Genomic DNA, 13415 nt, shown 5'->3' on the forward strand with positions numbered 1-13415 from the left:
CGTAGCCGAAAGCCTGCATGGTGAGCAATATTGTGATGTGAGATACCACAAAATTGCTCAACTCGTCAGGCTTTCCCTATTTTCGGATAGACTCTTAGTCTGGGTCGATCTCCGAAGGGTCGATAAAGGTTTTGTAGAAGATGCCGGCCAGAGCCGCCCCCACGAGTGGTGCCAACCAAAACAACCACAGCTGACTCAGTGCCCACCCACCGACGAAAAGCGCCTGACTGGTACTGCGGGCCGGATTGACCGACGTATTGGTGACGGGGATACTAATCAGGTGAATCAACGTCAGGCCCAGACCAATGGCGATACCGGCCAGCTCGCGGGGCGACTTTTTGTGGGTCGAGCCCAGAATGATCAGGATAAACATAAAGGTCATGACCACTTCGGTCACCAGCGCCGACAGCATCGAATAGCCACCCGGTGAGTGCGCTCCGTACCCGTTGGCCGCAAACGTGCCCAGCTCGAAGCCCGGTTTTCCGCTGGCAATCAGGTAGAGCAGGCCCGCGCCGGTAAGGCCACCGATTACCTGGGCACCCATGTAAGGCAGGACCATCGCACGATCGAAATGGCCCCCGACCGTAAGGCCGACCGTTACGGCGGGGTTAAAATGCCCACCCGAAATGCGCCCCACGGCATAAGCCATGGTCATTACCGTTAAGCCGAAGGCGAGCGACACGCCGACAAAGCCGATACCCAGCTCAGGATAAGCCGCAGCCAGTACGGCGCTGCCGCATCCGCCCAGTACTAACCAAAGCGTGCCGATAAATTCGGCGGCTAATCTTTGACTTGTTGTCATGTGTATGAACGTGCGTGATGTTGGGAATGGGGAGTGGAGACGGGCACAAATGCTGGGGTATCTTCAGCCAGTTACGCCAATTAAAAAGCCGGGTAGCTATTCACGATGAACTAGCTACCCGGCAGTGTATGCAGACGGTGAGCGGCTGGGTAATGACTACTCTTTAGAATCTGTACCCATCTTGGCACCATAGCCCGCTGCTGCGACGCCGATCAGTAGACCAAAGAAGCCAAAGATGGCTGCCTTCGATGCGCCCGATGCCGTGGCGTCGGCGATCTCGCGTGCTTTTACCGAGGCTTCCTGCTTGGTCTGCTCGAATTTGGCAGCAGCCTGTTTGTAGGTGTTGATCCAGTTATCGACGATCTGTTCCGATTCGGCCCGGCTTTTGCCCGTCCGTTTCATTACGACGTTGACCGCGTCGTCCCGATCGACCTGGCTGATCGTTGACTGTCCCTGCTTGAAGAGCCGGTCAAACAGTCCCCCCGCCATGTCGTCGGCAGCCTGTGGATTTTCGGCGGCCTGCCCGGCGGTCGCTTTTGCCTGATCGCCCGCCTGCTTGGCTTTCCGTTCCAGTGCGTCCGGGTTCAGGGCCGGGTTGCCCGTCTGCCGCAAAACCGTGTTGACTTCTTTTTGCAGATCACGCAGGTCGATGTTTTCTACGTCGATGCCGTTTTTAGCCAGTTCACCTTTTACCGCCTGTCCCAGTTCAGGGCCGGCGGCTGAAGCAACCGAACCAGCGGCTGAACCGGCCGTTCTGACAAGACCACCGACCAGCCGACCAGCTCCACCGATCAGGCTACCGATGGTGGTAGTCAGAAAGTAGATGGTAATCAGCGTTACCAGGCTCCAGGTAAGTACACCGTGGATGATACCGTCGAACCGCTGAGGACTACCGGCCAGCCGACCAGCTACCCAACCACCGGCGAACAACGAGAGAAGGCTGCTGATCGCGTACCAGATGGCGCTGCCGATACCCAGACCAGCCGTTGGGTTCTGCTCCGTGACCGGATCGACCGTGCTTAGCCCAATACCCAGCCCCAGCAGCGTTAACAGTAATTGACTGACAATAGCTACCAGAACACCGGCAAAGACGGCACTCCAGGCAATTCGTTTCGTGAAAGCAGCGCGGGTTACTACCGCGTCGTCTGCGTATGTGTGAATACGTTCCATTGTATTTATCAGTGAGAAAACGTTTGGTAATGAAAAGTGAGCGAACTACCAGAATCCGTGATGAGATGAATTTACGACGGTTGTCCGGGCAGTTTTACTCAGAAGTGTAGAACCCGAATCAGGTCATGAATCGGGTTCTTTTCATGATCGTTGAATAAATCAGAACGCGCTGATGCGTGTCGGTCGCTCGTTAGCTGAGCTTGCCCGTATCTCTGAACTTATCGACTGCCGACTTCGCTTCGTCCGCCAACCGACCTGCTTCGTTCATGGCTTTGTGGCCAGCTTCCTCTGCTTTTTCGGCTTCCTTGGCGGCCTTATCAGCGTACGTATTAAACTCGTCTTCTACTTTGTCCGCAGCCAGACCAATGTTCGTCTTGATCGTATTGACCGTATCCTTGGCCTGCGCTTTGGTCTTGTCCCACTGATGTTTAACTTCCTTGGTTTGGTCGCCCACTGATTCTGCGATCTGTTTGCGCAACGCCTTACCCGATCGCGGAGCGAATAGAAAACCAACGGCCAGCCCGGCGACCAGTCCGGTCAGCAAGCCTGACAGATAAGGTTGATCATTGATGTAATCCTGTGGGTACTTACGTTTCTGTAAAAGCATGGTAGTTACTAGTTTGTGTAGTAATACCATTTTGTTGAAAATGCCGTGCCATCAAACTTTGGCTAATTAGTAGCGGCTGATTATCAACGATTTGTCTGTTTGTGTCTGAACAGTAGTTGTATCTACTTGATGGTAAATATACTCAGTGCTGGGGTTGCTGTTCCCCGCTACGCATGGGTAGGGATTGATTATATTTTATGGCTGGCTAAGCTATATAATATACTGATGTATAGGTTGTAAGTGTATGGTATGGCTGACTACAGGACAGCCGTTACCCTGGCTGCTAGAGGTCTTGTTTCGCAGTTTTGTCTTGGGTGACTATGTATTTATACTCGGTGCGTAAACAAAGAAGGCTCACCTGCGTTTGCCGGTGAGCCTTTTATACTACGGTAATCGACTACTACTGCTGAATACCAACCAGGTTCAGCATAAAGGCGTATTCCAGGGCGATTTCCTTCAGCGCCTGAAAGCGACCCGAGGCCCCGCCGTGACCCGCTTCCATGTTGGTGTGTAACAGAAGTTGGTTCGTTCCGGTCGTCATTGTCCGTAGCTTGGCGACCCACTTGGCGGGTTCCCAGTATTGTACCTGTGAGTCGTGCAGACCGGTCGTGACGAGCAGGTTCGGATAAGCCTGCTTCGTAACGTTGTCGTACGGCGAATACGACAGCATGTAGTCGTAATACGGTTTGTTCTTGGGGTTACCCCACTCTTCGAATTCGCCCGTCGTCAGCGGAATCGACTCATCGAGCATGGTCGTCACTACGTCGACGAACGGTACAGCGGCAACGACGCCCCGGTAGAGTTGCGGAGCCTGGTTGATGACCGCGCCCATCAGCAATCCACCCGCGCTGCCGCCCATGGCAAACAGCTTATCGGCGGATGTGTATTTGGTATCGATCAGGTACTTCGACACGTCGACAAAGTCGTTGAACGTGTTTTTCTTCTTCAGCATCTTGCCATCTTCGTACCACCGACGACCCATTTCCTGACCACCCCGGATGTGGGCGATGGCGAAGATGAAGCCCCGGTCGAGCAGGCTCAGGCGCGTCGAGCTGAAACCCGGATCGGTCGAGTAGCCGTACGACCCGTAAGCGTATTGCAGCAACGGAGCCGAGCCGTCTTTCTTTGTGCCTTTACGGTAGACCATAGACACCGGAACCTGCACCCCATCGCGCGATTTGACATAGATACGCTCCGACGCGTAGTTGTTCTTGTCGAAGCCGCCCAGCACTTCCTGTTGTTTGAGCAGCGTTTTGACCTTCGTATCCATGTTGTAATCGAAGGTCGACGACGGGGTCGTCAGCGAGGAGTAGCCAAAACGCAGGACGTTGGTGTTGAAATCGGGATTGTAGCCGATTCCAGCTACGTATGCCGGCTCGCCGAAGTCCAGGTATTCGTCGGCCTTTGTCTTCTGATTAATAACGCGGATATTGGTCAGACCTGCTTTACGTTCGCCCAGCACGAGGTGATTCACGAACACATCCATATTGCCGAGATACACGTCGGGGCGGTGTGGGATGACTTCTTTCCACGCAGCCATGTCCGCCGTTTTACCTTCGGGTACTTCCATCAGCCGGAAGTTTTCCGCTTTCCAGTTGGTGCGGACGTAGAACTTGTTCTGGTAGTGGACAATGTCGTACTCGTGGCCTTTCTGCCGGGGCAGGAACGTCTTGAAAGCCGCGTTTGGCTGACTTGCTTCCAACAACTGGTATTCCGTAGCTACACCGTTATGGTCGGATACGATTTCGACGTATTTCTTCGACTTCGAGCGGTGCAGGCCCATGTAGAACTGGTTGTCTTTCTCCTCGTACACCAGTACGTCGGCTTTCGGATCGGTACCGAGCACATGCCGGTAAACCTGATAGCCCAGCAGCGTCTGCGGGTCTTTTTTAACGTAAAACAGCGTCTTGTTATCAGCGGCCCACGCTACCGAGCCTCCTTCCGTATTCGCAATCGCTTCGGGATAGATCGTACCGGTTTTCAGGTTTTTTACCCGCAGCGTGTAGAGCCGGCGGCTGACGGTGTCTTCCGAGAAAATCGCCAGTTCTTCATTGTCCGAGATTTCGTAGCCGCCCAGCTGATAGTAGTTGTGTCCTTCGGCCATGGCGTTACCGTCGAACAGGATTTCTTCGGTACCCTGCATTGACCCCTTTCGGCGGCAGTAAATCGGGTATTCGCCCCCTGTTATGTAGCGGGAGTAGTAGAAAAAGTTGCCTTCCTTGTACGGAACCGATTCGTCCTGCTCTTTGATCCGACCCTTCAGCTCGGTAAACAGCTTATCCTGCAAGGTTTTGACCGGAGCCAGCATCTGATCGACGTATGCGTTTTCATCGTTGAGGTACTTGATGACCTCCGGGTTTTCGCGCTCGTTGAGGTAATAGTAATTGTCGACGCGGGTATGTCCGTTGGTAACGAGTTCCTTGGGCTTGACGGCCGCTTTCGGCGGCACGGGGGTTTGGGCTTGAGTCATGCTATGCAGCGTGAGCGTGGTGATGAGTGTAAAACAGAGGTGTTTCATCGAACGGTTCGATTATAGGCAGGTAAAAATACGGCTTTGCTGCATCTTTGCTGGTATGAATCAACCCGAACTGGTCGTTGCCCGTTACCAGGAGAATCTGAACTGGCTCTACAACCTGCCCGTCCAGCGAACGCCCGATGGCTGGTCGGCGGGGGTAACGATTACCGTTTACGACAAAAGCCCCGACCGGTCGGCGGGGGCGCGGGCCGTGACGCTGCCCAACATAGGCCGGGAAGCGCACACGTATTTGCAGCACATGGTGAATCAGTACGACCAGTTGGCCGAGTGGACGATTTTCTGTCAGGGCAAACCGTTCGATCATGCCTTCGATTTCAAGAAAACACTACGGTCGTACATCGAGCATACCGATCCGCTGATTGACCCCGCCGGTCGGCCGTTTCACTGGTTGGGTCACCTGATCGATACCGACGATAAGCAGGGGCAACGGCTGTTTCAACCCTGGAGCAAAAACGAAGATGGGCGTGGCCTCGACCTGCTTGGCTTCCACCGCGCGCTGTTTGGTACCGATGGTCCTGATCTGTACACCTTCGTGCTGGGGGCGCAGTTTGCCGTTCACCGTGACCTGATCCGGCAGCGCCCCATCGACTTTTACCGGCACGCGCTCGATGTATCCGTCTCATTTCCCGATGCGGCTCATTGCTATGAGCGAAGCTGGGACCGCGTCTTCGGCATCGTCGGTATCGACCCCGTCTGGCTGGCCGGTCGACAGACGGTTTACCTGAAACCAATCAAGCGATTAGATTATCCCCCCGCCCCCTGAAAGGCAGGGCTGTTAAGTTCTTGATTTGATACTATCAGGAACCAAATTTCCTTCGCTCCACCTACCCCCCGGCCCCCTAAAGGGGGAGCGGTTTATTCGCGGATTTCTCCCCCTTCAGGGGGCTGGGGGGTAGGTGGACTAGAACTTAACAACCTTGCCCTTAAGGGAGACTAGTTTAGTTGCGGAATCATCTCCATTCAGGGGGTGGGGGGGATTCCAGTAACACAGCAGAGAATTTGCGTCGGGTTTCAACCCGGCGACACCGAATCGCTTCCCGCTTTTCGCTATCTTTAGCCAGCTCAACATAACAGCCTCTTATGACACCAACGCGCTACCTGTCTTTCTCCCGGCTTGTGCTGCTCTCCCTCGGAACGGCCGGTCTTTTCGCCTTACGTTCGTTCGACGGGGCGCCACTCGACAAAACATTTGCCCGTATCAATACCGAGGTACTGGAGAATAGTCGGGCCTATGAAACGCTGTCCGATGCCTCACGACGCATTGGCCACCGGCTAACGGGTAGCGATAACGGAGCCAAAGCCGAAACCTACGCGCATGATCTGTTGCAATCGTATGGGTTCAAAGATGTACAGTACGAACCGTTCGAAGTAGAAGCCTGGAGCCGCGATACGGTTACACTGTCGGTCGTGCCGAATCGCAGCGATAATTTCCGCGAACTGAAAGTGGTCTCGCTGGCGCATTCGCCGGTAAAGGCGAAGGTAGAAGGGGAAATAATCGACGTTGGTAATGGGCTGGAAGGTGATTTTGCCGAGCTGAAACAACAAATAAAAGGCAAGGTCGTACTGGTCAATATTGGGCTGGCAGCACCCACGAAAGGGGCACGTAACCTGCACCGGTCGGAAAAAACCGCCCTCGCTATTCAGCACGGGGCCATCGGCGTCATTATGGTGAATCTGGTGCCGGGTAACGTGCTGTTGACGGGAACGGCGTCGGTGACGGGAAAGCTGATTCCGGTCCCGTCGGTCTGTATTTCGCTGGAAAGTGGACAGGCCCTGCGAAGCTGGATGGCCGAAGAACCCAGTCGGCTGCATGCGCAGATCAACATGACCAACAAGAGTCAGAAGATCCGGGCGCGGAATGTCATCGCGACACTGAAAGGTACCGACTTGCCCAACGAAAAAATCATCGTCGGCGGTCACCTCGATTCGTGGGATCTGGCAACGGGCGCAATCGACAACGGCATCGGTTCGTTTGCCGTTATGGACATTGCCCGTACGTTTAAAGCCCTGAAGCTGAAACCGAAACGTACCATTCAGTTCGTGCTGTTCATGGGGGAAGAACAGGGGCTGCTGGGCTCGCGGGCTATGGTGGCCAACCTGAAACGGCGGAAAGAGCTTGACCAACTGCGTTATGTGCTGAACCTCGACATGACCAACGACCCGAAAGGACTGAACGCGTTCGGCCGAAGCGACATGACCGCCATGCTGACCGAACTGGGAGAAACCATGAAGCGGACCGATCCGGCTTTCGCCAACCAGCTAAGCAATCAGGCCGGGCTGCACTCCGATCATCAGCCGTTTATGCTTGAAGGGGTACCCATCGTGGGCATGAACGGTCACCTCGACCGCAGTGTACTCGACTGCTACCATGCCGACTGCGACCGGCTCAATCTGGTCAATGCCGAGCAGTTGAAAAATACGGTGCGTTACTCGACCATGCTGCTCTATGCCCTCGCCAACGCCGAAACAATCCCGACCAGGCGGCAGACGGATACGCAGACGCGTGATTATCTGGTGACGCAGGGACTGCGGACACCGTTACAGATTGCCAACGAATGGCGCTGGAAAGAATAAGTGCATGTTGCCCGACCGGTTGCCAAAACGGGTCAGGTCTTTATAAATTAGGCCCCCGTTAGCCAGTTCTTCTGCATTGTCATGGCAAAAAATACGTTTGAACGACCGCCGAAGAAGCAACCCGGTGGTCGGAGAAGAGGAGGCCAGTCGCAGTTTTCGGCTTCGCTGGACCGCTTTACCCAATGGCTCGTCGGCGAAGATAATTCGTGGGCGTCGAACAACTTCTGGCGCATCGTCTGGGTGAGTCTGCTCATTGGCGTGTACATTTATTGCAACCTGCGCGCCGAAAGTCTGGTGCGCCGGCTCCAGTCGGCCCGGCTGCTGCTCGACGAAAAACGGTCGCAGGCTACCGTACTGCGGGCTGATTTCGACAAAAGTGGCCGTCAGTCGGAGATTATGAAACGCGTTTCTGAACTTGGCCTGACGAGTGGCGTAACCCCTCCCCATAAAATCATTATCGACCGTGGCGAACCATAAAGAACAGATTATCGGGCGCGCCAAACACGTGTCGTACCTCGTGTTTGCGCTGGCCTTCTGCATTGTCGGGCGGTTGATCTACGTGCAGTATTTCGATACCTATCAGGGCCGCAGCTGGGCGAGCTGGCAGGAGAAAGATTTTCCGACCATCACGATACCGGCGATGCGGGGCAACATCTACGCCGTCGACGGGAGCCTGATGGCAACGTCGCTGCCTTCCTACGAAGTGGGGCTGGACCCTACAGTTGCCAAAGAAGATTACTTTCGGTCCAAAGCCGATTCACTGGGGCTGCTGTTGTCGCGCATTTACGGCGACCGATCCCCGCGCGACTATACCGAACTGGTGCGCGATGCCCGTCGGAAAAAGCGGCAGTATGTACTGCTCAGTAATCGGTACGTAACCTTCGCCGAACGGCAGGAAATGCTGAAGTGGCCGTTCTTCCGGTCGAGCGGGAAAGTGTCGGCGCGGGGCGGGGTACTACGGGCGCATTACGAACGCTACCATCCGTTCGGTACGATGGCGGAACGGACCATCGGTAATCTCGATCCCGAAACCCACCGGGGGCAGCGTGGGCTGGAAGCCAGTTTCCAAACGGCACTGGCCGGGCGCGATGCCGTCGGGGAAGCCGAAAAGCTATCGGGGGGTGTCTACAAACCCGTTGTCGACGGACCGGATATGAAGCCCGAACCCGGTATGGATCTTCACACGACGATCGACGTCAACTATCAGGACATGGCCGAATCGGCATTACGGACGACGCTGGAAAAATATCAGGCGGCTAAAGGGTGCGTCGTGGTGATGGAAGTCAATACCGGCGAAATCCGGGCGATGGCGAACCTGAGCCGGGTCGATGGGAAAAACGGTCCCCGCTATATCGAAACGTTCAACCACGCGTTGGCGGGCGGCACCGATCCCGGTTCGACTTTCAAGCTGGCGACGATGATGGCGATGCTGGAACGGAAAGTCGTGTCGCTGAATCAGTCCGTTGCGACAGGCGATGGCATTGCCAAGTGGGGTACGCGTACCATCCGCGACGCCCACCGCGTTGGTTTTGGTACGATTACGGCGCGACAGGTGTTCGAGAAATCGTCGAACGTGGGTGTTCACCTACTCATGCGCAATTATTTCTACCGCCATCCCGACGACTTCTGTCGGTTGCTGCGTCAGTTTCATCTGGATAAAAAAACGGGTATTCACATGCTCGGTGAAGCGCAGCCGCTGCTGCCGAACCCGCAGATGAAAGGCTGGAGCGGTCAGTCGGCACCGTCGCTGGCGCTTGGCTACGAGATGCGGCAGACACCACTGCAAATGCTGACGCTGTACAATGCCATTGCGAACGATGGCTACTGGGTACGGCCCATGCTGGTGCGGCAGGTCAAACTGGCCGATGAAGTTAAGGTAGACAATAAGCCCTACGTATCGTCGGAACGGATTTGCTCGCTGTCGACGGTTCGTCAGGTGCAAAGCCTGCTGCGGGGGGTTGTCGAAAACGGAACGGCGAAAAAGATCGCGAGTCCGTACTACGCGATTGCCGGGAAAACCGGTACGGCCCAGAAAATCATCAATGGGAAATATCAGGTCGGTAAATACAGCGTTTCGTTCATTGGGTACTTCCCGGCTAATAAACCCAAATACAGCATGGTCGCGATGGTCGACAGCCCGCAGGGTGACAATATCGACCTGCTCTACGCCGGAGCCGTGGCCGCTCCGGTATTTAAGGAGGTTGCCGACCGGATCATGGCGTACGACGTGCAGATTCAGAAACCCGTGCGTGCCAAAAATCAGGTCGACGGTCCGGCCCTGATGGCCGGTTATGCCGACGATTTACACACCATCGATTCGGTGTTGGGTGTCAAGCAGCGTGTAGGTATCGAAGGCTGGGTCGAAGCCAGCAAAAAAGGGCACTGGGTCGAGCGGAGCACCCGTGCCGATCAAGTGCCCGACGTACGGGGGCTTAGTCTGCGCGATGCCTTGTTCCTGCTCGAAAACCGGGGTCTGCGGGTTGCCATACAGGGCCGGGGTAAAGTCACCGAACAATCGGTCGAGCCGGGTACAGTCATCAAACAAACCCCCGGCCGGCAGATCAGCCTGACGCTCAAAGAACCTGTGCTGGCGTCGAAAGCCGACAGTACGACCACCGCCACCAAACGGCATTCAACCTAACTCCCTCACGCGCGTAATTCCATGAAACGAATCCTGATTATCATCGGCGTCATCGCCGTCGTCCTGCTGGCGGGCTATCTGACCCTGCGTGGCATCACCAAGTCGAAAAGTCCCGAAGCTGTCGCCCAGGTCAACCAAAACGGCCTGTCGATCCGCGTCGACTATTGCCAACCGTATAAAAAAGGGCGGAAGATTTTCGGTGGTCTGGTTCCCTACGGACAGGTATGGCGAACGGGTGCCAACGAAGCGACGGTGATCGACTTCGATCAGGATGTATTCGTAGCTGGTCAACCGCTTGCCGAAGGTAAGTACTCGCTCTGGACCATCCCGTCGCAGGGGGGCTGGATTGCGATTTTCAACCGTGAAACCGGGCAGTGGGGCACAAATTACGATCAGACCAAAGATGCACTGCGCGTGCCGGTGCCGGTACGTACCCGGTCGCGGGTAGCCGAGCAGTTCTACATCAGCTTCGTGCCCGACAACGAAGGAACCGACATGGTGCTGGCCTGGGATAAAACCGAAGCCGTCGTGCCGATTCGTAAGCGGGACAAGTAATCAGCGGTGAAACTCCGTTGCGAAAAAGCGGAGTACGTCGGGCAAGCTGCTGCGCCAGTACGCCCAGTTGTGTGCGCCATTGCGAACGCGGTACTCGTGCGGAATCTGCCGTTTGGTCAGGGCAATGTGTAACACCGCGTTGCCTTCGCTAAGGGCATCATCGTCGCCACAGTCGATGTACCAGCGTACCTTCTGCAAATCAGCAACGGGAGCCGATTGGGCCAGCGTGATCGGACTGTTCCGTTTCCAGGTCAGTGTCAGCCGGTCGTTGCCATTGACGGGGCCACTCATGACGGGCCCCAGCGTCTGGTTGTAGCGCTCGGCTGGCATGGCGGCTATCATTTCGTCGGTGCGGGCGGCCGCACTCAGAGCCGCACAGGAACCGAACAGATTCGGGTGATGCATCGCCAGAACCAGCGAGCCAAAGCCCCCCATCGACAGACCTGAGATCGCCCGAAATTCACGCTGGGTACGTGTTCGAAACGTCGAGTCGATGTGCGGGATCAGTTCCTGCACGAACATATCCTCGTAACGGACCTGCTGACGAAAGTCGTTGATGAAATAACTGGTGCCACCGTTGGGCATCACCACGATGCAGGGGGCCAGTTCGCCCGACCGAACGCCCTCATCGATCGTACGGTCGGCCTCACCAAACTGCACCCAGCTCGTTTCGTTGTCACCGTAGCCGTGCAGCAGATACACGACGGGGTAGCGTCGGTTCGAGGTATAATAGTCGGGCGGCAGATAAATCGAGTAGCGCACCGCCTGATTCATGATCGAACTGCGCACGACCATACCTTCCAGCAGCCGGGCCTGTGGGGCTGCTACGACTGGCACGGGCGTATTGGTCGTAGCCGGATTGGTAAGCTGCGCCCGTCGGCGCGATTGGGCTGATGTCGGTCGTAGCGTGACGGCCAGCAGAAGACAGAGAAGCAAGCGGGCAGTAGGCATAGCGTAGGAAGATAGAAAGCAACGGAATGGGTATGTACTCGTTGCCGACAGGTCGGGTTGGTTACGAGGTCGTAAGCGCAGTACAGCCTGCTGGTTACGGGTTTGTTCAGGAGATAAACGCCCGGATGTCGTAAAATGCTTATCGCCTGAATGCTTTTTTCGTAGCTTTCAGTAGCTGAAGCCGGACAACTGGCAACCCGATTCAGGAGAATAGCGTCTGTCAGACACTAAGCGATACGTCCTTTTTCTGATTAGTGAACAAATTCAGTGGGAACGAAAACAAAATTTGCGGTTTGCATCTTGTCAATCCGTATTAAATATGCCTACTTTCGGGCAAGCTAATCCAAATGACAATCAGTATGATTTATGGCTAAACTGCTCATCGTTGACGACGAAAAAGCTATCCGGTCAGCTTTGCGTGACATTCTGGAATACGAAGGCTACGAAATTGACGAAGCCCGCGACGGAGAAGAGGGGTTGGGAATGTTACAACGCACGCAGTACGATGTAGCACTTTGTGACATTGCCATGCCGAAACTGAACGGGCTGGAGATGCTTCAAAAGGCGCGTGAAAGCAGCAAAGGCACCCAATTTGTGATGATATCGGCCTACGGCAACGTGGAAAATGCGGTCGAAGCGACGAAAAGTGGAGCCTTCGATTTCATTACCAAGCCACCTGATCTGAACCGGCTGCTGATTACCATTCGCAATGCCATCGAGCGGGCCAAGCTCGAACAGGAGACCAAGACGCTCAAGAAACGGATCTACAAACTCAACGAGATTGTGGGTGAGTCCGACCCGATCCGGCGTGTTAAAGAAACCATCAACCGCGTTGCGGCTACCGAAGCGCGCGTCCTGATTACGGGGCCCAACGGGTCGGGTAAAGAGATGGTTGCCAAGCAGATTCACGAAAAAGGCAGCCGTTCGGCTATGTCGCTCGTGGAGGTTAACTGTGCGGCTATTCCCAGCGAGCTGATCGAAAGCGAACTCTTCGGCCACGAGAAAGGAGCCTTCACCGGAGCTGCGGCCCGACGTGTGGGTAAGTTCGAACAGGCCGACGGCGGTACGCTCTTTCTCGATGAGATCGGGGACATGAGCCTGTCGGCACAGGCCAAAGTACTGCGCGCCCTACAGGAAAACAAAATTACCCGCGTCGGGGGCGACAAAGAAATCAAGGTAAACGTACGGGTAATCGCGGCTACGAATAAGGACTTACGGCAGGAGATCGCCAACGGTAACTTCCGTGAGGACTTGTTTCACCGGTTAAGCGTTATTGTCATTCACGTACCACCCCTCGCCGATCGTCGGGGTGATATTCCATTACTGACCGACAAATTTTTACAGGACATCGCTACCGAGTACGGCGCGACGGCCAAGGACCTCACATCCGACGCGATGACGTATCTGCAATCGTTGCCGTGGACGGGGAATGTTCGCGAGCTACGCAACGTTGTCGAGCGGCTTGTGATTATGTGTGGCGACGAAATCAACCTCGAAGACGTACGCGCGTATGCGTAATTGAATGAACGAGTGACGGAATGATTGAATGAGTCTATGCGCCAGCCCACTCAATCATTCT

General features: G+C 55.4%; 11 protein-coding genes. 6 read left to right on the top strand and 5 right to left on the bottom strand.

What is annotated here, in order from left to right; all coding sequences use genetic code 11:
• Positions 1-94: 94 nt before the first annotated feature.
• From aqpZ to CLV58_RS20155, 4 genes are all read right to left on the bottom strand, one after another.
• A complete protein-coding gene (aqpZ, locus tag CLV58_RS20140; RefSeq protein WP_106139636.1) occupies positions 95-802 on the bottom strand; it encodes an aquaporin Z in 708 nt (235 codons plus the stop codon).
• A gap of 156 nt (positions 803-958) precedes the next feature.
• On the bottom strand, positions 959-1972 hold the full coding sequence (locus CLV58_RS20145) for a hypothetical protein (protein WP_106139637.1): 1014 nt from the start codon (positions 1970-1972) through the stop codon (positions 959-961).
• Between the two features lie 190 nt (positions 1973-2162).
• The gene (locus tag CLV58_RS20150; RefSeq protein WP_170108749.1) at positions 2163-2579 is read right to left on the bottom strand and encodes a YtxH domain-containing protein; all 417 of its coding nucleotides are present in this window, start codon (positions 2577-2579) and stop codon (positions 2163-2165) included.
• A gap of 400 nt (positions 2580-2979) precedes the next feature.
• On the bottom strand, positions 2980-5097 hold the full coding sequence (locus CLV58_RS20155) for a S9 family peptidase (RefSeq protein ID WP_106139639.1): 2118 nt from the start codon (positions 5095-5097) through the stop codon (positions 2980-2982).
• A 55-nt stretch (positions 5098-5152) separates the two neighbouring features.
• Between CLV58_RS20155 and CLV58_RS20160 the strand changes: the two genes are divergently transcribed.
• The 5 genes from CLV58_RS20160 to CLV58_RS20180 all read left to right on the top strand — a co-directional run bounded on the left by CLV58_RS20160 (position 5153) and on the right by CLV58_RS20180 (position 10885).
• Entirely contained in the window at positions 5153-5878 is a 726-nt protein-coding gene (locus CLV58_RS20160; protein WP_106139640.1) for a DUF3431 domain-containing protein, read from the top strand.
• A gap of 317 nt (positions 5879-6195) precedes the next feature.
• Entirely contained in the window at positions 6196-7689 is a 1494-nt protein-coding gene (locus tag CLV58_RS20165) for a M20/M25/M40 family metallo-hydrolase (protein ID WP_106139641.1), read from the top strand.
• Between the two features lie 81 nt (positions 7690-7770).
• Complete coding sequence (locus CLV58_RS20170) at positions 7771-8166, top strand: FtsL-like putative cell division protein (protein WP_106139642.1); 396 nt, start codon at positions 7771-7773, stop codon at positions 8164-8166.
• Positions 8153-10330 (top strand): penicillin-binding protein, encoded by a 2178-nt coding sequence (locus CLV58_RS20175; protein ID WP_106139643.1) that lies wholly within the window; start codon positions 8153-8155, stop codon positions 10328-10330. The genes CLV58_RS20170 and CLV58_RS20175 overlap by 14 nt, the downstream gene beginning before the upstream one ends.
• Positions 10331-10351: 21 nt before the next feature.
• Positions 10352-10885 (top strand): DUF2911 domain-containing protein, encoded by a 534-nt coding sequence (locus CLV58_RS20180; protein WP_106139644.1) that lies wholly within the window; start codon positions 10352-10354, stop codon positions 10883-10885.
• On the opposite strand, the gene CLV58_RS20185 is transcribed toward CLV58_RS20180, so the two are convergent.
• Positions 10886-11836 (bottom strand): alpha/beta hydrolase, encoded by a 951-nt coding sequence (locus tag CLV58_RS20185; protein ID WP_106139645.1) that lies wholly within the window; start codon positions 11834-11836, stop codon positions 10886-10888.
• A 366-nt stretch (positions 11837-12202) separates the two neighbouring features.
• Here CLV58_RS20185 and CLV58_RS20190 point away from each other — a divergent pair, with 366 nt between their 5' ends.
• The gene (locus CLV58_RS20190) at positions 12203-13354 is read left to right on the top strand and encodes a sigma-54-dependent transcriptional regulator (protein WP_106139646.1); all 1152 of its coding nucleotides are present in this window, start codon (positions 12203-12205) and stop codon (positions 13352-13354) included.
• The last annotated feature ends 61 nt before the right edge of the window (positions 13355-13415 follow it).

Source organism: Spirosoma oryzae (assembly GCF_003002825.1).
Classification (GTDB): domain Bacteria; phylum Bacteroidota; class Bacteroidia; order Cytophagales; family Spirosomataceae; genus Spirosoma; species Spirosoma oryzae.